This is a genomic window from Kitasatospora sp. NPDC002227 (assembly GCF_040296285.1).
Classification (GTDB): Bacteria; Actinomycetota; Actinomycetes; order Streptomycetales; family Streptomycetaceae; genus Kitasatospora.
The window spans coordinates 145683-169085 of record NZ_JBEOWY010000003.1 but is presented as its reverse complement, the minus strand read 5'-3'; the positions used below and the strand labels follow the sequence as shown (position 1 = coordinate 169085).

At 73.1% G+C, this 23403-nt stretch carries 21 protein-coding genes; 12 read left to right on the top strand and 9 right to left on the bottom strand.

Translation table 11 applies throughout. The features are described from left to right. Positions 1-10: 10 nt before the first annotated feature. Positions 11-3205: an error-prone DNA polymerase gene (locus ABT095_RS04400; protein ID WP_350527755.1), complete on the top strand. Its 3195-nt coding sequence runs from the start codon at positions 11-13 to the stop codon at positions 3203-3205. Positions 3206-3312: 107 nt separating this feature from the next. Here the strand turns inward: ABT095_RS04400 and ABT095_RS04395 are convergent, their stop codons facing one another. Further along, a complete protein-coding gene (locus ABT095_RS04395; RefSeq protein WP_350527754.1) occupies positions 3313-4407 on the bottom strand; it encodes an acyltransferase family protein in 1095 nt (364 codons plus the stop codon). Between the two features lie 157 nt (positions 4408-4564). Here ABT095_RS04395 and ABT095_RS04390 point away from each other — a divergent pair, with 157 nt between their 5' ends. The 5 genes from ABT095_RS04390 to ABT095_RS04370 all read left to right on the top strand — a co-directional run bounded on the left by ABT095_RS04390 (position 4565) and on the right by ABT095_RS04370 (position 8505). Then, positions 4565-5326, top strand: a complete 762-nt coding sequence (locus ABT095_RS04390; RefSeq protein ID WP_350527753.1) for a pirin family protein — start codon at positions 4565-4567, stop codon at positions 5324-5326. Positions 5327-5515: 189 nt separating this feature from the next. Further along, positions 5516-7072, top strand: a complete 1557-nt coding sequence (locus tag ABT095_RS04385) for an SMI1/KNR4 family protein (RefSeq protein WP_350527752.1) — start codon at positions 5516-5518, stop codon at positions 7070-7072. A 90-nt stretch (positions 7073-7162) separates the two neighbouring features. Then, on the top strand, positions 7163-7483 hold the full coding sequence (locus ABT095_RS04380; protein ID WP_350527751.1) for a hypothetical protein: 321 nt from the start codon (positions 7163-7165) through the stop codon (positions 7481-7483). Positions 7484-7624: 141 nt separating this feature from the next. Continuing rightward, complete coding sequence (locus ABT095_RS04375; RefSeq protein ID WP_350527750.1) at positions 7625-7879, top strand: hypothetical protein; 255 nt, start codon at positions 7625-7627, stop codon at positions 7877-7879. 116 nt (positions 7880-7995) lie between these two features. Beyond that, positions 7996-8505, top strand: coding sequence for an HD domain-containing protein (locus ABT095_RS04370; RefSeq protein WP_350527749.1), 510 nt, complete (start codon positions 7996-7998; stop codon positions 8503-8505). 40 nt (positions 8506-8545) lie between these two features. On the opposite strand, the gene ABT095_RS04365 is transcribed toward ABT095_RS04370, so the two are convergent. The 3 genes from ABT095_RS04365 to ABT095_RS04355 all read right to left on the bottom strand — a co-directional run bounded on the left by ABT095_RS04365 (position 8546) and on the right by ABT095_RS04355 (position 11739). Then, entirely contained in the window at positions 8546-9310 is a 765-nt protein-coding gene (locus ABT095_RS04365; RefSeq protein WP_350527748.1) for an alpha/beta fold hydrolase, read from the bottom strand. A gap of 33 nt (positions 9311-9343) precedes the next feature. Then, entirely contained in the window at positions 9344-10120 is a 777-nt protein-coding gene (locus tag ABT095_RS04360; RefSeq protein ID WP_350527747.1) for a TIGR03084 family metal-binding protein, read from the bottom strand. Positions 10121-10203: 83 nt separating this feature from the next. Further along, entirely contained in the window at positions 10204-11739 is a 1536-nt protein-coding gene (locus ABT095_RS04355) for an AMP-binding protein (RefSeq protein WP_350527746.1), read from the bottom strand. Between the two features lie 244 nt (positions 11740-11983). Here ABT095_RS04355 and ABT095_RS04350 point away from each other — a divergent pair, with 244 nt between their 5' ends. From ABT095_RS04350 to ABT095_RS04340, 3 genes are all read left to right on the top strand, one after another. Next, a complete protein-coding gene (locus ABT095_RS04350; RefSeq protein ID WP_350527745.1) occupies positions 11984-12340 on the top strand; it encodes a hypothetical protein in 357 nt (118 codons plus the stop codon). 144 nt (positions 12341-12484) lie between these two features. Continuing rightward, entirely contained in the window at positions 12485-12952 is a 468-nt protein-coding gene (locus ABT095_RS04345) for a MarR family winged helix-turn-helix transcriptional regulator (RefSeq protein ID WP_350527744.1), read from the top strand. A gap of 140 nt (positions 12953-13092) precedes the next feature. Further along, positions 13093-13548 carry a molybdopterin-dependent oxidoreductase gene (locus tag ABT095_RS04340; protein ID WP_350527743.1) on the top strand — a complete coding sequence of 152 codons (456 nt, stop codon included), beginning with the start codon at positions 13093-13095 and terminating at the stop codon, positions 13546-13548. A gap of 152 nt (positions 13549-13700) precedes the next feature. Here the strand turns inward: ABT095_RS04340 and ABT095_RS04335 are convergent, their stop codons facing one another. From ABT095_RS04335 to ABT095_RS04315, 5 genes are all read right to left on the bottom strand, one after another. Continuing rightward, positions 13701-14117 (bottom strand): TOBE domain-containing protein, encoded by a 417-nt coding sequence (locus ABT095_RS04335; RefSeq protein ID WP_350527742.1) that lies wholly within the window; start codon positions 14115-14117, stop codon positions 13701-13703. Between the two features lie 28 nt (positions 14118-14145). Then, on the bottom strand, positions 14146-15234 hold the full coding sequence (locus tag ABT095_RS04330) for a WD40/YVTN/BNR-like repeat-containing protein (RefSeq protein ID WP_350527741.1): 1089 nt from the start codon (positions 15232-15234) through the stop codon (positions 14146-14148). A gap of 81 nt (positions 15235-15315) precedes the next feature. After that, on the bottom strand, positions 15316-16725 hold the full coding sequence (locus ABT095_RS04325) for a dihydrolipoyl dehydrogenase family protein (RefSeq protein WP_350527740.1): 1410 nt from the start codon (positions 16723-16725) through the stop codon (positions 15316-15318). A gap of 103 nt (positions 16726-16828) precedes the next feature. Then, entirely contained in the window at positions 16829-18832 is a 2004-nt protein-coding gene (locus ABT095_RS04320) for a S53 family peptidase (RefSeq protein WP_350527739.1), read from the bottom strand. Positions 18833-18986: 154 nt separating this feature from the next. After that, the gene (locus tag ABT095_RS04315) at positions 18987-19925 is read right to left on the bottom strand and encodes a septum formation family protein (protein WP_350527738.1); all 939 of its coding nucleotides are present in this window, start codon (positions 19923-19925) and stop codon (positions 18987-18989) included. 206 nt (positions 19926-20131) lie between these two features. Here ABT095_RS04315 and ABT095_RS04310 point away from each other — a divergent pair, with 206 nt between their 5' ends. The 3 genes from ABT095_RS04310 (at position 20132) to ABT095_RS04300 (ending at position 23388) form a co-directional block, all read left to right on the top strand. Beyond that, complete coding sequence (locus tag ABT095_RS04310) at positions 20132-21244, top strand: sugar ABC transporter substrate-binding protein (RefSeq protein ID WP_350527737.1); 1113 nt, start codon at positions 20132-20134, stop codon at positions 21242-21244. 15 nt (positions 21245-21259) lie between these two features. Continuing rightward, entirely contained in the window at positions 21260-22045 is a 786-nt protein-coding gene (locus tag ABT095_RS04305) for an ATP-binding cassette domain-containing protein (protein WP_350527736.1), read from the top strand. A gap of 74 nt (positions 22046-22119) precedes the next feature. Then, positions 22120-23388, top strand: coding sequence for a sugar ABC transporter permease (locus ABT095_RS04300; protein ID WP_350527862.1), 1269 nt, complete (start codon positions 22120-22122; stop codon positions 23386-23388). Positions 23389-23403 lie beyond the last annotated feature (15 nt).

Below are 23403 nucleotides of genomic sequence, written 5' to 3'. Positions count from 1 at the left end.
AGCCCCCGCGATGGGATTCACCAGCCACCCCTCGCTCTCCTGGCACGAGCTGCGCCGCCGCCTGAACGGCAACGGCAGCACCGCTCCTGCCGACCGCGAGACCCCCACCGCCCCGAGGCAGCCCCCCGAGCCGGCCGCCGCCCCCTGGGCGGAACTGCACACCCACTCCGCCTTCAGCTTCCTCGACGGCACCGCCGAACCCGAGGCGCTGGCCGCCGAGGCCGCCCGCCTGGGCATCGAGACGCTCGGCCTGACCGACCACGACGGCCTCTACGGAGCGGTCCGGCTCGCCAAGGCCGCGGGCGGGTCGGGCCTGCGTACGGTCTTCGGCGCCGAGCTGACCCTGGGCCCCGAGGAACACCTGCTGGTGCTCGCCCGCAGCCCCGAGGGCTACCGCAGGCTCTCCGCCGCGATCAGCACGGCCCAGCTCGCGGGCGGGGTCAAGGGCCGCCCGGTGTACGAGTTCGCCGAGCTGGCGGCGGCGCACGGCGGCGAGTGGGCGGTGCTCACGGGCTGCCGCCTGGGCCGGGTCCCGGCCGCCCCGGTGGCCGAGCAGGAGCGTGAACTCCGTACGCTCGCCGAGGCGTTCGGCCCGGAGAACGTCTTCGTGGAGCTGATCGACCACCGCCTGCCCGGCGACGACCTGCGCAACGACCGGTTGGCCGCACTGGCCGCCCGTACCGGACTTGCGGCCGTCGCCTCCAACAACGTGCACCAGGCCGCCCCGGCCGAGGCCCGGCTGGCCCAGAGCCTGGCCGCCCTGCACGGGCGCCGCACCCTGCGGCAGGCGGCCGGCTGGACCAACGCGGCCGGCACGGCGCACCTGCGCTCCGGCGCGGAGATGGCCGCCCGGCTGGGCCGGTTCCCCGGCGTCCAGCGGGCCACGGTCGAGCTCGGCCGGGCCTGCGCCTTCGAGTTCTCCAGTCTGGCGCCCGCCCTGCCGGGCTTCCCGGTGCCCGAGGGCGAGACCGAGATCGGCCACCTGCGCGCGCTGGTGGCCCAGGGCGGCCCGCGCCGGTTCGGGGCGCGCAACGCCAAGGCGCTGCGCCAACTGGCCGTCGAACTGGGGGTGATCGAGGAGCTCGAGCTGGCGGGGTACTTCCTCATCGTCCACGACATCGTCGAGTTCTGCCGCCGGGAGGACATCTGGTGCCAGGGCCGGGGCTCGGCCGCCAACTCGGCGGTCTGCTACGCGCTGGGGATCACGGCGGTCGACCCGATCCACTACCGGCTGCTGTTCGAGCGCTTCCTGAGCGTGGCCCGGGACGGGCCGCCGGACATCGATTTGGACATCGAGCACCGCCGCCGTGAGGAGGTGATCCAGTACCTCTACCGCCGGTACGGGCGCGACCACGCCGCCCAGGTGGCGAACGTGATCACCTACCGCCCCCGGCTCGCGCTGCGCGACGCCGCCCGGGTGCTCGGCTACCCGAGGGCCCAGGTGGACGCCTTCTCCCGGCAGAGCGACTTCCGTGGCACGCCCGGCGCCGATGCGGTGATCCCGGCCGACGTGCTCGCGCTCGCCCAGGAACTCCACGGCCTGCCACGGCACTTGGGCATCCACTCCGGCGGCATGGTGCTCACCGAGCGGCCCATCGGCGAGATCTGCCCGACCGAGTGGGCCCGGATGCCCGGCCGGTCGGTGCTGCAGTGGGACAAGGAGTCGGTGGCCGGGGCCGAACTGGTCAAGATCGACCTGCTCGGTCTCGGCATGCTCTCCGCCCTGCACGACACCTGCGACCTGATCGCCGAACACCACGGCCTGCACTACGACTTGGCGAGCATCCCGAAGGAGGAGAAGGAGGTCTACGAGATGCTCGGGCGGGCCGACACCGTCGGGGTGTTCCAGGTGGAGTCCCGGGCCCAGATGGCCACCCTGCCCCGGCTGCGGCCGACCGAGTTCTACGACCTGGTGGTCGAGGTCGCGCTGATCCGGCCGGGCCCGATCCAGGGCGGCTCCGTCCACCCGTACCTGCGGCGCCGGGCCGGGGCGGAGGCGGCCGACTGCCCGCACCCGCTGATGGAGAACGCGCTCGGCAAGACCCTCGGGGTGCCGCTGTTCCAGGAACAGATGATGCAACTGGCCATCGACTGCGCCGGGTTCACCCCCGCCGAGGCGGACCGGCTGCGGCAGGCGATGGGCGCCAAGCGCTCGCACGAGCGGGTCGCCGAGCTGCGCCGGCGGCTGCTGGACGGGATGGCCGAGCGCGGGATCGGGCCGGAGACCGCCGAGGAGGTCTACACGAAGATCGAGGCCTTCTCCAACTACGGCTTCCCGGAGAGCCACGCGATCAGCTTCGCCTACCTCGTGTACGCGAGCGCCTGGCTCAAGTACCACTACCCGGCGGCCTTCACCTGCGCCCTGCTGGCCAACCAGCCGATGGGTTTCTACTCCCCGCTCAGCCTGGTCTCGGACGTCAGACGGCATGGGGTGCGGGTGCGCGGGGTGGATGTCAACGCCAGCGCGCCCGGCCCGACGCTGGAGCCCGACGACGGCCCGGAGCCCGCCCCCGCGCCCGCCGGGCGCGCGCCGCACCCGCAGCCCGCGATCCGCCTCGGGCTCACCACCGTACGGGGGTTGGGCGCGGCCCAGGCCGAGGAGGTGGCGGCGGGGCAGCCCTACCAGGACTTGGAGGACTTCGCCCGGCGCAGCGGACTCGCGGTGCCGGTGCTCGAGGCGCTGGCCACGGCCGGGGCGTTCGGCTGCTTCGGGCTGACCAGGCGTCAGGCGCTGTGGGCGGCGGGTGCGCACGCCCAGGTGTCGGGCACCCTGCCCGGCACCACGCCGGGCACGGCGGCGCCCGAACTGCCGGTGATGACCCCGGTGGAGCAGACCATCGCCGACCTCTGGGCCACCGGCACCTCCGCCACCAGCCACCCGATGCAGCACCTGCGCCCCTCCCTCGACCGGGGCGGCGCTCTCTCGGCGGCCGCGCTGGCCGCCGCCCCGCACGGCGCCCCGGTGGTGGTCGGCGGCCTGGTCACCCACCGGCAGCGCCCGCCGACGGCCGGCGGGGTGCTCTTCCTGAGCCTGGAGGACGAGACCGGCCTGATCAACGTGGTCTGCAACCGTGCCGTCTGGGAGCCCCAGCGCCGTACCGCCCTGGACCGGGCGGGGCTCCTCGTGCACGGCCACGTCGAGCGTCAGCACGGGGCGGTCAACCTGGTGGCGAGCCGGTTGACGGCGCTGCGGATCGGGGTGTGAGCGCACACATAGGTTGGCATGTGAGCGCACACATAGGTTGGCATGTGAGCGCGCTCATTGGTTGGTATGTGAGCGCGCACAACGCCGGGGTGTGAGCGCGCACACAGTCACGTCCGCTCCGCCGGGTCCAGGGCGCGGGTGAGGTGGCGCTGCAGGAGGCGGTGGCCGGGGCGGTCGACCAGGTGGTGCAGGGCGGCGGAGAGCAGGACGGAGAAGAGCAGGCCAAGGGTGATGGGCAGCAGCAGGCCGAGGCCCGGGCCGGCCTTGAGCAGACCTCGGACCACGGGTATGCCCAGGCTCTGGTGGACCAGGTAGAAGGGGTAGGTGAGCGCCCCGGCGTAGACGGGCCAGCGCCAGCGCAGCCGGGCCAGCGGGCCGGGGCCGGCCAGGGCCAGCAGGGCGAGGAAGGCTGTCAGCAGGGCGGCGCAGACTGCCCAGGAGGGCGAGCCGCCGCGCCCGGCCGGCACCGCGTGGTCGGCCACCCGGTCACCGAGCAGGGTGAGGGTGTAGCACCAGGCGAAGCCGCCGAGCAGCCAGAGCAGCAGGTTGGGCCCGAAGCGGTGCATCAGGTAGAGCACGATGCCGGTGACGAACAGCCCGGCGTACCGGGTCAGCAGGAACTCGTCGAACAGCTCGGAGTGCAGCTCCCGCCCGATCGCGGCGAGGGCGAGCCACAGGGCGCAGAAGGCCACCGCGCGCCGGTAGGTGAGCCCGGTCAGCAGCAGGAGGCCCATCAGCAGGTAGAACCGGGCCTCCACCCAGAGCGTCCAGGCGACCCCGTCGGTCAGTGGCAGGCCGAGCGCGCCCGGGAGCATGGTCAGGTTGCCCAGGTCGGTGCGCAGGTCCAGCGGGGTGTTCGGGTGCTGCCCGGCGAGGGTGGCCAGGCCCCCGGCCAGGATGATCAGCAGCAGTACGGCCCAGTACAGCGGGAAGAGCCGGGCGGTGCGGGAGACGGCGAACTGGGCCGGGCTGCGGCCCCAGCAGCTCATGCAGATGACGAAGCCGCTGATCAGGAAGAACGCCTCCACGCCGAGCCAGCCGTAGCCGCTGACCGCGTGCAGCACGGGCAGCGCCTGCGGCAGGTCGTAGCGGCCCCAGAAGTCGGCGGTCGGGGTGCCGACGTAGTGGTAGGCGGCGACGCCGAGCGCGGCGAGCAGTCGCAGGCCGTCGACGGCGGCGAGCCTGTGCGGGGGGAGGGGCATGGGGGTCGTCCTTAGGGCCGGAGTAGCTATGCACCGGATGTATGCACTGAGTGTATTCACCATGTGTATACACCACAGGTGTATCCCGAAGGGTTGCCGGGGAATGGCTCGGGGCGTGTATTGTTGAATCGTAAACAAGAACGAAGGAGGGCTACCGATGGCTTCCGTGCTCGACATCCGGCGTGCCGACGACCGCTTCCACACCACCACCCCGTGGCTGGACTCGCGGCACTCCTTCTCCTTCTCCCGCCACTGGGACCCGGCCAACACCCACTTCGGCCTGCTGCTCGTCTCCAACGACGACGTGGTGGCGCCCGGCACCGGCTTCGACACCCACCCGCACCGGGACATGGAGATCGTCACCTGGGTGCTCGACGGCGCACTCGTCCACCAGGACTCCGAGGGCCACAACGGCGTGATCTACCCCGGCCTGGCCCAGCGGATGAGCGCCGGCGCGGGCATCCTGCACAGCGAGAAGAACGACTCCTGGACGATCACCGGCGAGCCGGAGCACCGGGAGCCGGTCCGCTTCGTCCAGATGTGGGTCATCCCCGACGCCGCCGGCATCAAGCCCGGCTACGAGCAGCTGGACATCAACGACCAGCTCGACCAGGGTGGTTGGACCACGCTGGCCTCCGGCATGAGCAGGCACGCCAACCAGCGCGCGATCTCCTTCCGCCAGAAGCACGCCGCCCTGCACGTCTCCCGGATCCGCCCCGGCGAGACCCTCGAGGCGGCCACCGCCCCCTTCGTCCACCTCTACGTGGCCAAGGGCGAGATCGCCCTGGAGGGCGCCGGACTGCTCCGCGAGGGCGACGCCGCCCGGATCGCCGCCGCCGAGGGCCAGCGGATCACCGCGGGGGCGGAGGGCGCCGAGGTGCTGATGTGGGAGATGGACGCCGCCGTCAACGTGGGCTGACGGCCGGTGCTGTGACCGAGAAGGCTCGCCGGGTTGGTGCCGGCGAGCCCTGCGGGATGGTGGGCGCCCGGGGCAGTGCAATGGCTGATCGGAGGCGGCGGCAGCGCCCGTCGGCGCCAGCCGACTGCCGATCGCTCTGTCGCAGCCTGCTGACATGATCGTCCGAACAGCACGGACGAGGGGACAGGCATGGACCTGACGGTGGAGCAGGCGGCACTGCAGATCACGGCGGAGATCGTCGCGCAGGCGCCGGAAGGCTGGACGGAGTGCGTGCTGCGGGCGCACGGGAGCCGGGCGGGCACTGGCATGTCCGGCAGCGGGTATGTGGTGCCGAGCCGTCCGGGCTCCTACTTCAGCATGCCGTCCCCGCACGAGAGCCTCGCCTCACTGGTGTCCCGGTTCCGGGACAGCCACGGCTGGGAGGCCATCGCCCTGGAGTTGACCTGCCGTTCGTCCGGCGCCTTCGAGCTGGTGGTGTTCCGGGGCACGCTGGAGCCCGAGGGCCGCCACGAGGACGGCTGGACACTGACTCTCGACCCCGACTTCCGGCCGTCCGAACCGGGCGCGGCCGACGGCGCAGAGCCGTCCGAGCTGCCCCCGGCCGGGGACCCGGCAGAGGCGGTCGAGCGGCTGCGGGCCGTACTCCGGCAGCACGCCGAACGCTCCGGCACGGAACCGCAGATGCCGGCACCCGTCACCGAAGGGCAGCTCGCCACTGCGGAGCTCCGCCTCGGGCAGGCACTCCCGGCGGACCTGCGCGCGCTGTACCTGGAGGCCGACGGGGACGGCGGCAGCGAGGCACTGGACGGGTACTGCTGGCTGTCGCTCGACTCGGCGCTGGCCGAACATGACGAGTACATCGGCGTCCCGACCTGGTTCGGCTGGCGCCTCGGCTGGGATCAGGTGGTCTTCGACGCCGACCCGCCGAACACGGTGCGCCGTAGCTCGGGACATCCGGGCTGGCTCCCGTTCGCCACCTGGTTCGACGGCAACTTCTTCGCCGTGGACCTCTCGCCGTCCACGAACGGCCGCCCTGGTCAGGTGATCGAGGTGGGCCGGGACTTCAACGCCGGTCCGCGCTACGTGGCTTCTTCTGTCACCGCCTGGCTCGGCCAGGCTCTGGGGCGCCCCGATCCGCACGCCGTGCAGCAGTCAGGGGAAGGGGCGCGCCAGTTGGTGGTCTCCGCGCTGGACGAGCGGCTCGCGCCGGGCGTCCAGGCGATTCACCTCAATGACGCCCCGTCACCCGTCGACCTGTCTCCGCTCTCCGCCACCACACAGCTGCGGCGCCTGCACCTCAACCGCTGCGCCACCACCGACCTGTCCCCGGTGGCAGCACTCCCCATCGAGGACCTGACCGTCGGCCTCGCCGCCGAGGCCGACCTCACCCCGCTCACCGGCCACCCGCACCTCGCCTCACTCGCCGTCGCCTCCGAGACCCCGATCGACCTCACCCCCCTTCGCACCCTCCCCGCGCTGCGCTCCCTCGACCTGTCCCGCTGCGCCAGCACGGACCTGGCGTTGCTGGCCGACCTCCCCGGCCTGCACTACCTCGCCCTCTCCGCCACCCAGTGGACAGCCCTGATCGCCGCCGACCGGCTCCCCGCCCACCTTGCCGCCGCTCGCATGGCCGGAGCCCCGCCCCTCACCGCCGCCCTCGACCTCCTCGCTGCCCTCGGCGTCGACATCTCCACCGCCTACCACCTCTCCGGCACCGTCGCCGAACAGCAGGCCGCCACCGGCTGACCAGCAGTGGCGCTGGCTCTCCCGCCTCGTTGTCCCTACCGCGTGGGAAGCTGCCGGCCATACCAGGAGATGGATCGGAGAGCCGGCGGGATGGGTTTCGAGGGCGAAGTCTGGCGACTGATGCGGCAGGAGAAGCAGCTTGGCGAGATCGTGATCGACGAGGCCGACTTTCCGTGGCTGAACGGGCGCTTCGTTCCAGCGCCGGAGTTCGCAGAGGTGAAGCCATGGTTCGACGAGTCGCTGGCGCTGCTGGAAGCGGAGGAGTACGAGCGATTCGACGACGCCTATGACCGGATCGCGAGCGCCTTGTCACTGGTGGCCCCGGCCGGCCCGGTCGCGGAGTTCCTCCTGCACATCGGTGACGGCCGCGCTTGGTTCAGGTGGAGTGACGAACCGTTCGACGAAGCCTGACCGCCAGGTCCTGGGGCGCGGCGGCCTGAGCGCGACGGCCTGAGCGCGACGGTCTGAGCGGGCGGAGAGCTTCTCCGTCCGGCCGTACAACCGATCGAGGTGTCCGGCGGTCCAAGTGAGGTCCAGCGGCTCAGTCTGCCGGTGCGGCTCAAGGTGGTGGCCCAGGCGGACACTGAGTTCCCGCACGTCTGGATGTCCGAAGAGCCGAACTATCCGCTCGGCAAGGGGCAGCCCGGCACCGGCCCGGCAGTGTCCGCGGTCACCGTACGGATGCCGGCCAGCACCGGCGGGGGTTGGTCCTCGGGCCTGCTGGCGCTGGGTGGTGCGGCGACCGTACTGGCCGGTGCTGGCCTGGTGTTCGCCGGCCGCCGCCGGAGCGGCCGCCACACGCGCTGAAACCGTTGCCCGGGTGGCGGTCCGCCGTGCGCGGCAGCCGACCGCAACCCGGGAGTGTCGTAGCTGCCGACCGAGACCCGGTGAACCTTCGCGGTCACAGCACTAGTCTGCGAGGCATGACAGCACTCTCCCTGGCCGAGGTCGACGCACTGGCGGCCTCGGCCCATGCGGGCCAGTACGACAAGGTCGGTGTGCCCTACGTCGCGCACGTGCGGGCCGTCGCGGCCGGGCTCGCGCCGCTGGGGGCCGAGTTGGAGATGGCCGGGCTGCTGCACGACGTCATCGAGGACACCGACTGGACGGCCGAGCGGTTGCTCGGGGCGGGGGTGCCGGCGGTGGTGGTGGAGACCGTCCTGGCCGTCACCAACCGGCCGGGCGTGCCGTACGAGGAGATGGTCCGCACCGTCGCGGCCCACCCCCTCGCCCGGTTGGTCAAGATCGCCGACAACGCCCACAACTCCCTCGCGGAGCGGGCCGCGGCGCTCCCGCCCGAGCAGCGTGAACGCCTCGCCGCGAAGTACGCGGCCGCCCGCCGGGTGCTCTGGCCCGCCGCCGACCGCACGCAGCTCGAGACCGTCCTGCGCCGGGTGAACCCGGCCCTGCTGGCCGAACTCCCGGGTGACTGAGGCCGAAAGACGCCGACTCGGGGCTCGCCACCGAGCGGGCTCAGCCGACCTCGGAGAGGAAGTCGGTGACGGCAGCGGCGAACCGGGCCGGAGCGTCGTGGTGGACCACGTGGCCGGCCTCCAGTTCGACCAGCCGGGCCCCGCCGTCGCGACGGGCGGTCATCTCGTGGGCGTGGCCGGCCGTCAGCACATCGCTGTGGGTGCCGCGGACCAGCAAGGCGGGGCAGGTGACCGCCGTCCAGTCGCCCCAGTGATCCCCGTTGAGGGCCTGCTGGGATGCCACCGTGTCGCCGAGGTCGAACGAGAACCCCCAGCCGTCCGGCGACCGGCGGAACGAACACGCCAGGTACTCGGCCGCCGGGCCGATTCCGGCTGCCAGTGCCTGGCGTGACGGCGCCCGGGAGGGGAGCCGCTCGGCGAACGCGCTGTCGACGTCCACCACGGCCCCGATGTCCTCGACGATCAACGCGGTCACCCGCGCCGAATGCCGGGCGGCGTACTGGTAGGCGTTCACCCCGCCCAGCGAGTGGCCCAGCACCGCCACCGGGCCGATGCCCAGGTGCTGGTGGAAGGCAGCGATGTCCGCGACGTAGTCGTCGCGTCCGTAGCTCCCGGCCCGGTCCGACTCGCCGTGCCCGCGCTGGTCCAGCGCGATCACCCGCCACCGCGGAGCCACCGCCTCGGCCAGGGGGCCGAAAGCTGACGCTTCGTTGTAGTGCCCGTGCAAGGCGAGCAGGGGAGTACCCGGACCGCCGAAGTCCAGATACGACAACCGCCGGTCATCGACTGTGAAGAACTCACGCATGCCCCGGATCGTATCCGCGCCGCGACCGGTGGTTCAGCGCCCGGCTCCCGGCGGGCCGGCGAAGGCCTGGGCGATGGGGAGCCAGGCGGTGGCGGTGGGGCCCTCGGCGTGGAGGGCGAGGGTGGCGGCGTTGCGGCGCTGGGTGGCCAGGAGGCAGAAGTCGAGGGCCGGGCCGGTCAGGCGGTCGGCGGCCTCCGCCGGGCCCCAGGCCCACAGCGTGCCGTCGGGGGCGGTGAGTTCGATCCGGACGGGGTCGGCCGGGGCGGGCAGCCCGTGCAGGGCGAAGGCGAACTCCATGGTGCGGACGCCGAGATGGGCGACATTGCGCAGCCGCGCGGTCGGCACGCGCTCGACGCCGAGCGCGTCCGCGACGTCCTGCCCGTGCGCCCAGGTCTCCATCAGCCGGGCCGTCGCCATGGTGCCGGCCTTCATCGGCGGGCCGAACCAGGGCAGTCGCTGCCCGGTGGCCCCGGCCTTGGTCAGCTCCTCGGCCAGCTCCGTGCGCCCGGCCCGCCAGCGGCCGAGCAGCTCTTCGGGGGACTGGCCGACCCCCTCGGCGGCCCCGGCCTCCACCAAGTCCTCGCCGCCCTCGAAGGCGCCGGCGGCGGCCTCCTGGAAGCCCTCGGCGTCGCGCGCCGCGAGCAGCGCCCACCGGTCCGTCCAGGCCAGGTGCGCGAGTTGGTGGGCGATCGTCCAGCCGGGGGCCGGGGTGGGGGTGGCCAGGCCGGCCGCGTCCAGACCGGCCACCAGGCCGTCCAACTCGGCGCTCTCGGCCCGCAGGTCGTCCAGCAACGTGCTCAGGTCGGTCATCCGAACAGCCTTCCGTCGACGGGGTTACCGAAGGGTAGCCCCCCGGGCGGGGTGCGGGGAACGCACCCCGCCCGGGGGAGCGGTCAGTTGACGCCGCGGGTGTGCCCGGCCCAGTACGGCTCGCGCAGGCGGAACTTCTGCAGCTTGCCGGTGGTGGTGCGGGCCAGCGCCTCGCGGAACTCCACCGAGGTGGGCGCCTTGTAGCCCGCCAGCCGCACCTTGCAGTGCGCGATCAGGGCGGCCTCGTCGGCCTGCTGGCCGTCCTTGAGCACCACCAACGCCTTGATCGTCTCGCCCCACTTGGCGTCCGGCACGCCGATCACGGCGACCTCGGCCACCGCCGGGTGGCTGTAGAGGCAGTCCTCCACCTCGATCGAGGAGACGTTCTCCCCGCCGGTGATGATGACGTCCTTCTTGCGGTCCGAGATGGTCAGTGCCCCGTCGGTGTCCATGGTGCCGCCGTCGCCGGTGTGGAACCAGCCGTCCTTCAGCGCCGCCGCGCTCTCGTCGGGCCGCTCCCAGTAGCCCTCGAGCACGGTGTTGGAGCGGATCAGCACCTCGCCCTGCCCGTCCACCCGCACCTGGCTGCCCAGCGCCGGGTAGCCGGCCCGCACCAGCCGCTCGGCCCGCTCGCCGTCCGGCAGTTCGTCCCACTCGGCGCGGGTGCGGTTGACGGTGGCGATCGGGGAGGTCTCGGTCAGGCCGTAGATCTGCATGAACTCCCAGCCGAGTTCGGCCTCCATCCGCTGCACCAGCGCGGTGGGCGGCGGCGCGCCCGCGACGATCATGCGGACCTTGTCCCGCCCGGGCACCGGCCCGTCCCAGTCGGCGGCCGCGTCGAGCACCGACGCGACCACGGCGGGCGCCCCGCACAGGAAGGTCACGCCGTGCTGCTCGACCCGGCGCAGGATCTCCGCGCCGTCCACCTTGCGCAGCACCACGTGCTGGGCGCCGAGCCCGGTGAGCGCGAAGGGCATGCCCCAGCCGTTGGCGTGGAACATCGGCAGGGTGTGCAGGTACACATCGCGGTCGTTGGCACCGAAGTGCAGGCCCATCAGCACCGCGTTGAGCCACAGGTTGCGGTGGGTGAGCTGGACTCCCTTGGGGCGCGCGGTGGTTCCGCTGGTGTAGTTGATCGTCGCGGTGTCGTCCTCGGCGATCTCGTAGCGGACGGGCTCGTGCTCGAAGTCGTACAGCTCGGCGTCGCTCTCGGAGCCGAGCACGAAGCGGTGCCGGGCCGGCACCCCGGCCAGCGCCTCCTCGAGCTCCGGGTCGACCAGCAGCACCGAGGCGCCGGACTGCTCGACGATGTACGCGACCTCCTCCGCCTTGAGGCGGAAGTTGATCGGCACCAGGACGCGGCCGTGGCCGCTGACCCCGTACAGCGCGGTGAGCAGCCGGGCGGAGTTGTGCGAGACGATGGCGACCCGCTCGCCCGCGCCGACCCCGAGCCGGTCGAGACCGGCGGCCTGGGCCCTGGCCCGGGCGGCCAGCTGCCGGTAGGTCAGTTCGCCCCAGGAGGCGGCGGGCTGGAGCGGCTCGTCGATCACACCGATTCGGTCTCCGTAGACCAGTTCGGCCCGGTCGAGGAAGTCCATGAGGGTCAGGGGAGTCTGCATGGCGCCACTGTGCCGGGTCCGCCGCCCGGCCACCAGTCCCGGACGGGCGAGGGGAACGTCACGATCTCCGTGCGGACAATCACCCCCGAGGGTGAGCGATTCTGGTGTGCGAATTGACGAGTCGTCAACTGTGCGCCCAGGTGGTGATCTTCCTGCTCCGGGCGGGTGATTCCGGCGCCAGGGGCTAAGGCTCGGGCCGGGTCGTGCCGAAGCTCCCTCCGTCGTGTACCAACCAGGAGGACTCATGCGTACGACCATCGCCAAGATCACGGCTGCGGCCGCTCTGACCGGTTTCGCGGTCTTCGCCGGTGCCGGTGTGGCCTCGGCTCACGGCAACTGCTGGCCGCACGGGGCCTACGCCGTCGGCGGCGACGCCACGTCCCAGTCCGGTGACGCGGCCGCGGTGGGCGGCGACGCCCTCGCGGAAATGGGCAACGCGGCCGCGGTCGGCGGCGACGCGACCTCGAACGGCGACGGCTGGGCGGCCGCCGTCGGCGGTGACGCCGAGTCGATGTGCGGCGCCGCCTTCGCCGTCGGTGGCGACGCCATGGGCGGCGGCCCGGACGCCGCCGCTGTCGGCGGCGATGCCATGAGCGGCTGAACCACCCGTCCTTGAGGGCGGCCCGGGGCGCTCCGGGCCGCCTTCGCGCGTGTCGGCCGAGCTCCCAGCTTGGTTCAAATTTGAATCTTGTTGATTCGACGATACGCCTGAGTTCGAATTTGAACAAATGGGTACGATAGACCCATGGACGCACCGCGCTGGCTGGACGAGGACGAGATGGCCGCCTGGCGAGGCTTCGTGGCCGCCAGCAACCTGATCAACCGGCGCCTGGAGCAGCAGCTCAAGGAGGACGCCGGGCTCTCGCACACCCAGTACGAGGTGCTGGTGCACCTGTCCGCCGCCCCCGACGGCTCGCTGCGGATGACCGACCTGGCCGACCGCCTGGTCACCTCCAAGAGCGGCCTGACCTACCAGATCACCCAGCTGGAGAAGGCGGGCCTGGTACGGCGGCGCTCCTGCGCGAGCGACGTCCGGGGTGTCTTCGCCGAGCTCACGCCCGAGGGCCGCGAGGCCCTGCGGGCGGCGGCGCCCGGGCACGTCGCGGCCGTCCGGGAGGTGCTGATCGACGTGCTGAGCCGTGAGCAGCTGACCGGGCTGGCCGAGAGCCTCGGTGCGGTGAGTGCCCGGCTGCGGCGCCCGCCTACTGGCTGATGCGACAAGCGGAGACGGTTCTCTGCCGCATCTGCTGGTGAAAATCGCAGAACGGCGCGCAGCTGCGAGTGGCGTGCCCTGCGGGCGGGTACCAGCACCCGGGCTGCGCGCGGCGCCGGCCCGGAAGGGGTGCCCCGCGTATGAGCAGAACCGTCGTCTCCCCGGCCGTGCTGCTGCACGGCCGGCTGGCCGAACCCCTCGAGCTGACGGTGGCGCACCTGCGGGAGCTGCCCGCTCGCCGGGTCGACGCGAGCTTCGACTGTCTGAGCAGCGGCCCCCAGCACCACGTCTTCGAAGGGCCGCTGCTCTGGGACGTGCTGCGGTCGGCGCGGCCGCTGGTCGACCTGGCGGGCCGCAAGCAGCGGCTGCGCCACCTGGTGGTGGTCACCGGGGCCGACGGGCACCTCGCGGTGGTCTCCTGGGCCGAGTTCGACCCGGAGTTCGGTGCCCAGCAGATCCTGCTGGCCACCGCGATCGACGGCCGCCCGCTGGACCAGGACGGTCCGCAACTGGTCGTCCCGGCCGACGTCTGCGGTGCCCGCCACGTCAGCGGGGTGACCAGCGTCCGCCTCGCGGCTGCGGAGGACTGCGACTGAGCGAGACGAAGGCCCGGGCACACGCCGCGAGTACCGCCGTCTCCGCACAGCCCCGCCCGCGCTCGGCGCAGGCCCGCCCGCGCTCGGCGCGGTGCCGCCCGCGGCCGGGGTGGCTGTCCTGCCTTCGGTGGGCTCGTCGGTCGGTGCGGGCGTCAGACTGCCAGGGAGATCTCCGTCGATTTGATCAGGGCCAGGACCGGGGTGCCGGCCGCCAGGCCGAGGTCGGTGGCGGCGTCGGCGGTGATGGCGGCGGTGAGTTCGCCGTCGTCCACCGCGACCTTGACTCCGGCCATCGCGCCGCCGGTGACCACCTCGGTGACGGTGCCGGGCAGTTGGTTGCGGATGCTCAGGCCGGCGACCGGGCCGGTGGCGAGGGCGACTTCGGTGGACTTCACCAGGGCGCGGACGGGGGTGCCGGGCTGGAGGCCGAGGTCCTTGACCCCCTCCACCGTGACGGCGGCGGTGAGTTCGCCGCCGTGGGCGAGCCGGACCTTGACCGTGGCCATCACCTCGCCGAGGGTCACGGCGGCGACGGTGCCGGGCAGCTGGTTGCGGATGCTCATGGCCATGGGGCGGGTCACTTCCTGGCGGAGGGGGTCAGTCGAGGGCGGCGGCGCGGACGCAGAGCACGTCCGGCAGGTGGGAGGTGATCAGGGCCCAGCTCTCGCCGTCGTCCCGGCTGCCGTAGACCTCGCCGTTGCGGTTGCCGAAGTAGACCCCGGCGGGGGTGGCGTCGTCGGTGCACAGGGCGTCGCGCAGCACCACGCCGTAGTGGTCCTCGTCGGGCAGGCCGGCGGCGAGCGGCTGCCAGGTGGCTCCGGCGTCGCGGGTGCGGAAGATGCGGCAGCGGCGGTCGACCGGCAGCCGGGCGTAGTCGGCGTCGAGCGGGAAGAGGTAGGCGGTGCCGCCCTGGTGCGGGTGGGCGGCCAGGCCGAAGCCGAAGGTGGCGGGCAGGTCGGCGCCGATGTCCTGCCAGTGCTCGCCGCCGTCGTCGCTGCGGTAGACCCCGCCGTGGTTCTGCAGGTAGAGCCGGTCCGGATCGGCCGCGTCCACGGCCACCTTGTGCACGCACTGCCCGAACTCGGGGTCCTCGCCCGGCAGGAAGCTCGCCTTGATGCCGTGGTTCGCCGGGTGCCAGCTGCCGCCGCCGTCGGCCGTGCGGTAGACCCCGCCGGTGGAGACGGCCACCGTCACGGCGCCCGCGTCGCGCCGGTCGGTGATGATCGTGTGCAGGCCCTGGCCGCCGAAGCCGGCCCCCCACTCGGCCCGCTGCGGGTGGCCCCAGAGTGCCTCGTCGAGCTCGAAGGTGCGCCCGCCGTCGGTGGAGCGGAACAGCGCGGCGGGCTCGGTGCCCGCGTACACCACCCCGGGGGCCTCCGGCCCGGCCGGGTGGAGCTGCCAGACCCGCTCGAGCGAGGTGCCGGTGTGCTCGGGGAAGCGCACGGCCGGGCGGCTCGGCTCCTCCCAGGTCTCGCCGAGGTCGTCCGAGAGCCAGACCGACGGGCCCCAGTGGCTGCTGTCCGCCCCCACCAGGAGCCGGGGGCGCTCGCCGCGCCGGTCGATGCCCACCGAATACACGGCGTTCATCGGGAAGTGCGGCCCGGTCAGCTTCCACTCGGCCCGGTCGGTGCTGCGGGCCAGGAAGAGGCCCTTCTGCGTGCCGACCGCCAGCAGGATTTCGGACATGACGCTCACCTCTGCAGATCCGGAAAACCTCCGCCGCCAGTCTGCTCCGGCCCACCCGCCGCCGCACGCCACCACGCGGGCTCACCCCCGCAGCGTCTCCAGCAGGCGCAGCCAGACCTCGCTGATGGTCGGGTACGCGGGCACGGCGTGCCACAGCCGGGCGATCGGTACCTCGCCGACCACGGCGACGGTGGCGGAGTGGAGCAGTTCGGCGACGGCCGGGCCGACGAAGGTCGCGCCGACCAGTACGTCGCGGTCCAGGTCCACCACCAGTCGGGCCCGGCCGCGGTAGGAGTCGCCGTAGAGGGAGGCGCCGGCCACCTGGCCGAGGTCGTGGTCCACGGCCCGTACCCGCAGGCCGGCCCGCTCGGCCTCGGCCAGGCCGAGGCCGACGGCGGCGGCCTCGGGCTCGGTGAAGACCACCTGCGGCGGGCCGGCCTGGTCGGCCGAGGCGGCGTGCGCGCCCCAGCGCGCGGTGTCCAGCTCCGCGCCCCGGGCGCGGGCGCCGATCGCCGCGCCCGCGATCCGCGCCTGGTACTTGCCCTGGTGGGTGAGCAGCGCGCGGTGGTTGCAGTCGCCCGCCGCGTACAGCCAGTCGCCGGGTACGCCGGTGACGGTGCAGCTCTCGTCCACCGCCAGCCAGGAGCCGGGGGTGAGACCGACCGTCTCCAGGCCGATGTCGTCGGTGCGCGGGGCCCGGCCGGTGGCGTAGAGCACCTCGTCCGCCGTCAGCCGAGAGCCGTCGGAGAGGGTGAGGGTCACCGGGCCGTCCCGGTGCAGTGCGGTGACGGAGACGCCGAAGCGGACGTCGACACCCGCCTCTGCCAGCCCCTCGGCGACCAGCTCGCCCGCGAAGTCCTCCATCCGGTCGAGCAGGCGTCCGCCGCGGACCAGCAGGGTGACCTCGGAGCCGAGCGCCCGCCAGGCCGCGGCCATCTCCGCCGCGACCACCCCGCCGCCGACCACCGCGAGGCGGGGCGGCACCACGGCGGAGCTGGTGGCGTCCCGGCTGGTCCACGGGTGTGCCTCTGCCAGGCCGGGCACGTGCGGCAGCGCCGGGCGGCTGCCGGTGCACACGGCGACGGCGTGGCGGGCCCGCAGCAGCGGCCCGTCGTCCACCTGGACGGCCCTCTCCCCGGCGAGGCGGCCGTGGCCGCGGACCAGGTCGATCCCGGTGGAGCGCAGCCACTCCACCTGGCCGTCGTCGTGCCAGTGCGAGGTGAACTCGTCCCGCCGGGCCAGCACCGCCGCCACGTCCAGCTCCCCGCCGGCCGCCTGCTTGGCACCGGGCAGGGCCCGCGCGTGGGCCAGCGCGGCGATCGGGCGCAGCAGCGCCTTGCTCGGCATGCAGGCCCAGTACGAGCACTCGCCGCCCACCAGCTGGCTCTCCACCAGCACGGTGGACAGCCCGGCGGCCTTGGCCCGGTCGGCCAGGTTCTCCCCGGTCGGACCGCCGCCGAGCACCACGACGTCGTACGTTTCGGGGTTCATCGCTCTCGCCTCTCGTCCACGCGGGCCCGGCCGGGCGGCACCATCCTCTGTCGCCAGGTGCCGCCCGGCCAGCCCTCCGCGCGGTGTGTCGGACGTCAGGCCGTTACGGCAGGTACGACTTCAGGTAGTCCGCCGTCGGGGAGCCGACCCCGGTGACGTCGTCGTAGCCCGCGACGGCGTGCAGGGAGGAGTCCTTGCCGAGCGAGCGCAGCGAGGTCAGGAAGCCGTCCTTGTCGTCGGTGCCGTTCGCGAAGTCGACGCGGACTTCGGCCAGTTCGACGTTCGGGCCGAAGGGGTGGTCGGTGACGTCGTGGAAGGCGCTGGTGTTGGAGCGGGCGTAGATGGCCGGGTTGGCGAAGCCGAGCGGAGCGCCCGCGGCCTGCTGGGCCAGCGCCTGGATCGCGGAGATCACCGGGGCGGCCAGGCTGGTGCCGCCGATCCGGTACTCGCTGTAGCGGGTCGACTTGTCCGGGAACTCCTGGGTCTGGCCGACCAGGAAGCCGGTGTTCGGGTCGGCCACCGCCGCCAGGTCCGGCACCACCCGGTTGCGCCCGCCGTTGGCCTGCGCGAGCGCCTTGGGCACCACCTTGCGCTGGTACCAGGGCTGCTTCACCCGGGCGCTGGTGCCGCCGCCGGCGCCGCTGGTGAACGGGCCGGGGAAGTTGACCCAGCTGGCGCGGTCCACCGAGAGCGGGGCCTTGAGGGTGCCCCAGCCGGTCTCGAAGACGTACTTGTCGTTCTTGTCCAGGCCCAGCGAGGTGCCGCCGACGGCGGTGACGTAGTCCAGCGAGGCCGGCATGTCGGTCTGCTTCTTGCCGGTGCTGGCGAGGTCGTCGCCGTCGTCTCCGCTGGAGAAGTAGAAGCCCATGCCCTGCGCGGCGCCGCAGCGGAAGATCTCCTCGTACACCGGGTCGAGCGCCGGGTCGCTGCCGCCCTCGGCCTCGCCCCAGGAGTTGCTGACGATGTCGGCCAGGTGCCCGTCCACCACCCGGCGCAGTGCGTCGATCATGTCCGGGTCCTGGCAGGAGGCGGCGCCCACGTACTGGATGCCGGCCTCGGGCGCGACCGCGTGCACGGCCTCCACGTCCAGGGTCTGCTCGCCGTACCAGCCCTGGGCGCCGCAGCCGGTCGGGTCGGCGTCGGTCGGGTCCTGGGTGTGGGTCCACTCGGCCGGGTCGTCGTGGCGCAGCTGGCCCAGGGCGTAGGGGGCGTCGCCGTGGGCGGCCGCGTACTGGGCGGCGTCGGCGTCCAGGGTGGGGGAGTCGTAGGCGTCGATCACCGCGACCGTGACGCCCTTGCCGGTGAGCCCGGTGGCCGCCGCGCCGTAGGCCGAGCGCAGCTGGGCGCCGTCGTAGCCCTTGATGACGTACGGCTGCACCTTGCCGTACGCGGCCGGGGTGCCGGTGGCCGGGGTGGCCCCGAAGTAGGGGGAGAACGGGCCGGAGTTGACGAAGGCCGGGGCCGGGCCGGGGAGGGTGTCGCCGGGCACCGCGCGGTTGTGGGCCGGGGGCTTGGCGGGCTGGTGGGTGGCGCCGGCGCCGTGGTGCACCTGGTGCGGGGCGGTGTTGAGCCCGTAGACGGCGAGCACGGAGGAGGCGAGGTCGGCGGGCACCGAGGCCTCGGCGTCGGGGGCCTGGTAGGTGTGCGCGCCGCGCCGGTAGGAGTGCAGCTGGACGTCGAAGGCCTGCTGGGCCTGCTCGACGGTGCCCTCGGCGACCAGGTAGTGGTCGGTCCCGCCGCTGACGGTCAGCCCGTTGGAGGCCAGCCAGGTGCGGACCTTCGCCGTCTGCTCGGGGCTCGGGGCGAAGCGCTCCTGCACCTGCTGGGGCGTCAGGTAGTGCCGGTATTGGTCGGAGTGCGGGTCGGAGACGTCCCTGGCGAAGGAGTCGAGGCCGGCCGCGTCCCGCCCGGCCAGGTAGACCCGGACGGTGACGGGGGCGGAGGTGCGCACCGGCCCGAGGTCGGCCGAGGGCAGCGCCCAGGCGGGGTGGGTGCCGGGCACGACCACCCGGTGGTGCGGCTCGGTGGCCGCCCCGACGGGGCCGGCCAGGCCGAGCGCGAGCAGCGGCACGGCGGCGGCTGCGACCATTCTCTGACGACGAGTCATACCGAGGTTCATGTGGACAGGGATAGAACACACCTGCCCCGCGCCCGCGAACCTGCCGCGCGCCCCGCCCCAAAGTTCACACCCCTGCGCTAGGGCCGCCCCTGGGCTGGCCGCTCAAGGGCCCGCCGCTCAAGGGCCCGCCGTACCGGAACCATCAGGTGTCGCTCGAGCCGGTCGGGGTGTCGCTCGGGGCGTCCGGCGGGGTGTCGGTCGGGTCGTCGCCGTGCGGGCCGTCGCCGATGGTGAGGCCGAGGGCCCGGCGGACGGCGGTGACCGGTGCGGAGGTGACCAGGCTCAGGCCCTTCGCGGCCTCCGCCTTGCGGGCCTTCGAGCCGGTGGCGGTGCCGGAGGCGCGCAGGTGGCCGGCCGCCTGGTCGAGCTGGGCCCGCAGGGCGGTGACGGCCGGGGCGGCGGCCGGGGGCCACTGGCAGGCGGCCAGCCGCTGGCTCGTACCCTCGACGGAGGAGAGCAGCAGGTCGTTCCAGAGCTTCTGCCCCTCGGCCGGTTCGTCGTCCTCGGGCTTCATCCGCAGCACCTTGTTGACGCCGTTCTCCGCCGTCAGGTACGCCCGCTGCTCGGGGTTCAGGTGCGCCGGGTCCTGCCGGAGCGAGCCGGTGCGCGGCCCCTCGGAGTCGGTGAACAGGCAGACCGCCGCCCGCTCGGCCGGGCGGTGCCAGGCCAGCTGGTCCGGGTAGGCGTAGTCGACCTGCACCGAGAGCGGCACGGCCTGCCCGTCGATCGCGTACTCGTCGAACGCGTCCGCGCACCCCGTCTCCGCCGTGCTCGTCAGATCGTCCACCGGCGGCAGCTCGCGCTCGGGGAAGTCGGAGACGCTCAGCGGCACCCGGGCGAACACCTCACCGTCGTGCCGGAGCGAGCAGTCCACCCGGCGGACTTCGCGGTAGCCGTTGTCCTTGCCCAGGGCGGTGAAGCAGTCCCCGGGGGCGAGGTCCCCGGCCCGCAGGGTGGCCGCCTGGGTGGGCGCCGCGGCGGCGACCGGACCGCCGCCGTCGCCGCTCAGCAGCAGACCGCCGGTCAGCGCGGCGCCGCCGAGCACCGCACCGGCCACCGCGAGCACCACGCCAGTACGCATCGGGGAATTCTCCTCCCGGTTGGATCGAACACGACCGTTCGAAGACGGCGTGACTCTACCGGACGTCCGCCGAGCCGCGCCCCGGGGTTTCCGGTCTCCCCCGGACGGTCCAACCCCGGCCCGTTCGGCGCAGCCCGCCGGGTGCCTGGCTGGCGGAGTTCGCAGACTCGGAAGCCGGGGGCTATCCCGACTCCGGAGGCAGACCGATGAACCTGGCCCAGCGCCGTACCACCCTGGCGATCACCGTCGCCGCGCTCGCCCTGGGCGCCGCCGCCTGTGGCAGCGCCAAGCAGTCGAGCGGCTCCGGCGGTTCGAGCGGCGGCGCGAGCGGCGGAGGCGCCGCACTGAAGATCGGTCTGCTCCTGCCGGAGACCAAGACCACCCGGTACGAGCAGTTCGACCGCCCGCTGATCGAGGCGAAGATCAAGAGCCTGGCCCCGAACGCGACCATCGACTACTTCAACGCCAACCAGGACGCGACCCTGCAGCAGACCCAGGTGGACACCGCGCTCACCAAGGGCGACAAGGTCCTGATCCTGGACGCGGTGGACTCGAAGGCGATCCAGTCCTCGGTGCAGAAGGCCCACGACGCGGGCGTCAAGGTGCTCGCCTACGACCGGCTGGCCCAGGGGCCGGTCGACGCGTACGTCTCCTTCGACAACCGCAAGGTCGGCGAGCTGCAGGGCCAGGCCCTGGTGGCGGCGGTCGGCAGCAAGGCCGGCAGCGGGAAGATCTTCATGATCAACGGCTCGCCCACCGACCCGAACGCCGCTGACTTCAAGGCGGGCGCGCACAGCGCGATCGACGGCAAGCTGACCATCGGCAAGGAGTACGACACCCCGGCCTGGGACCCGCCCACCGCCAACCAGGAGGCCTCCGCCGCCATCACCGCGATCGGCGGGCCGAACGTGGTCGGCGTCTACTCGGCCAACGACGGGATGGCCGCCGGTATCGCCACCGCGCTCAAGGCAGCCGGCCTGAGCGTGCCGCTGACCGGCCAGGACGCCCAGCTGGACGGTGTCCAGCGGATCGTGGCGGGCACCCAGACCATGTCGATCTACAAGCCGTACAAGCCGGAGGCGGACCTGGCCGGGACCATGGCGGTCAACCTCGGCAACGGTACGGCGCTGGACTCCTCGGTCGCACCGACCACCGCGAAGAACGGCAGCGGCGCCACGGTGAAGGCCAACCTGATCACCCCGGTCGTGCTCACCAAGGACAACATCATGACCACCGTGGTCAAGGACGGTCTCTACACGGTCGCCCAGATCTGCACCCCGGCATACGCCGCCGCCTGCGCCGCGGCCGGCGTGAAGTGACCCGGGGCTGACGAGGTGTCGACCGCAGCCGCCCCGGTCCTGGCCCTGCGCGGGGTCTCCAAACGGTTCGGCGCCGTGCAGGCGCTGACCGACATCGAGCTGGAGGTGCATGCCGGAGAGGTGGTCGCCCTGGTGGGCGACAACGGCGCCGGGAAGTCGACCCTGGTGAAGACCGTCGCCGGGGTCAACCAGCCGGACGCCGGGGAGATCGAGTGGGAGGGCCGCCCGGTCTCCATCCACCGCCCGCAGGACGCCCAGCACCTCGGAGTGGCCACGGTCTACCAGGACCTCGCGCTCTGCGACAACCTCGACGTGGTGGGCAACCTCTTCCTCGGCCGGGAGCTCAAGCGCTTCGGCATCCTGGACGAGGTCGCGATGGAGCAGCGCTCGCGGACCCTGCTGGACACCCTGTCGATCAGGATCCCGAGCGTGCGCATCCCGATCGCCTCGCTCTCCGGCGGCCAGCGCCAGGTGGTGGCGATCGCCCGCTCGCTGATCGGCTCGCCGAAGGTGGTCATCCTCGACGAGCCGACCGCCGCCCTCGGCGTGGAGCAGACCGCGCAGGTGCTCGACCTGGTCGAGCGCCTGCGCGGCCAGGGCCTCGGGGTGATCCTGATCAGCCACAACATGGCCGACGTGATGGCGGTCGCCGACCGCATCGCGGTGCTGCGGCTCGGCCGCAACAACGGCGTCTTCGAGCGCCGGTCGACCACCCAGGAAGAGATCATCTCGGCCATCACCGGTGCCACGGACAACGCCGTGACCCGCCGGAAGGCCCGCGGCGCGGAGGGCGAACGGTGAGCGAGGACCAGACCCCGCGCGAGGAGGGCCGGTACGAGGACGGCCGCTCCAGGGGCCACCTGCCCGAGGACTCGATGCCGGCCGGCGGGGTCAACGCCCCGGTGCCGGTGGCCCCCGAGATCGCCCCGGCGGTGGACCCCCGGCTGATCGTCCGCCAGGAGGGCCTGAAGGGCTACCTGGTGGAGTTCCGCCGCCGGATCACCAGCGGCGAGCTCGGCTCGCTGCCGGTGGTGGTGGCCCTGGTGGTGATCTGGGCCGTCTTCGGCAGCCTCAACAGCAGCTTCCTCTCCGCCCAGAACCTCTCCAACCTCTCCCAGCAGATCGTCGGCACCGGGCTGATCGCGATCGGCGTGGTCTTCGTCCTGCTGCTCGGCGAGATCGACCTCTCGGTCGGCTCGGTCAGCGGCCTGTGCGCGGCGATCTTCGCCGTGATGGACGTGACCCACGGGGTCAACCAGTGGGTGGCGCTGATCTGCGCGATCCTCGGCGGCACCGTGGTCGGCCTGGTGCACGGCTTCTTCTTCGCCCGGATCGGCGTACCGGCCTTCGTGGTCACCCTGGCCGGCAACCTGGGCTGGAACGGCCTGATGCTGCAGGTCCTCGGCGCCACCGGCACCGTCAACCTGAGCGGCGACGACATCGTCTCGCGGCTCTACTCCACCATCTACGGGCAGCAGATCGCCGCCTACGGGCTGGCCGCCGCGGCCGTGGTGCTCTTCCTCTGCGCCGCCCTGGTGGACACCCGCCGCCGCCAGGCGGCCAAGGTGCCGTACCGGACGGTCAGCGACATCGTGCTGCGCACGGTGGTGCTCGCGGTGGTCGCCTTCCTGGCTGCGTACACCCTCAACCAGTACAAGGGGCTGCCGCTGGCCCTGCTGGTCTTCCTGGTCTTCGTGGTGGTGCTCGACTTCGTGCTGCGCCGCACCGGCTACGGGCGCAAGGTCTTCGCGCTCGGCGGCAACATCGAGGGCGCCCGCCGGGCCGGTATCAACGTGCCCTGGGTGCGGATGTCGGTCTTCGCGATCTGCTCCACCATGGCGGCGATCGGCGGCCTCTTCCTGGCCGCGCAGATCCAGTCCGCCAGCCAGACCTCGGGCGGCGGCAACCTGCTGATGAACGCGATCGCCGCCGCCGTCATCGGCGGCACCAGCCTCTTCGGCGGGCGGGGCTCGACCTGGTCGGCGCTGCTCGGCGCCCTGGTGATCGGCTCGATCCAGTCGGGCATGAACATCCAGGGCCTGAGCAACGCCATCCAGTTCATGATCACCGGCGCGGTGCTGCTCGCCGCCGTGGTGATCGACTCGCTGGCGCGGCGCACCCAGAAGGCCTCGGGCCGCGCCTGAGAGCGCCCGGTGAAG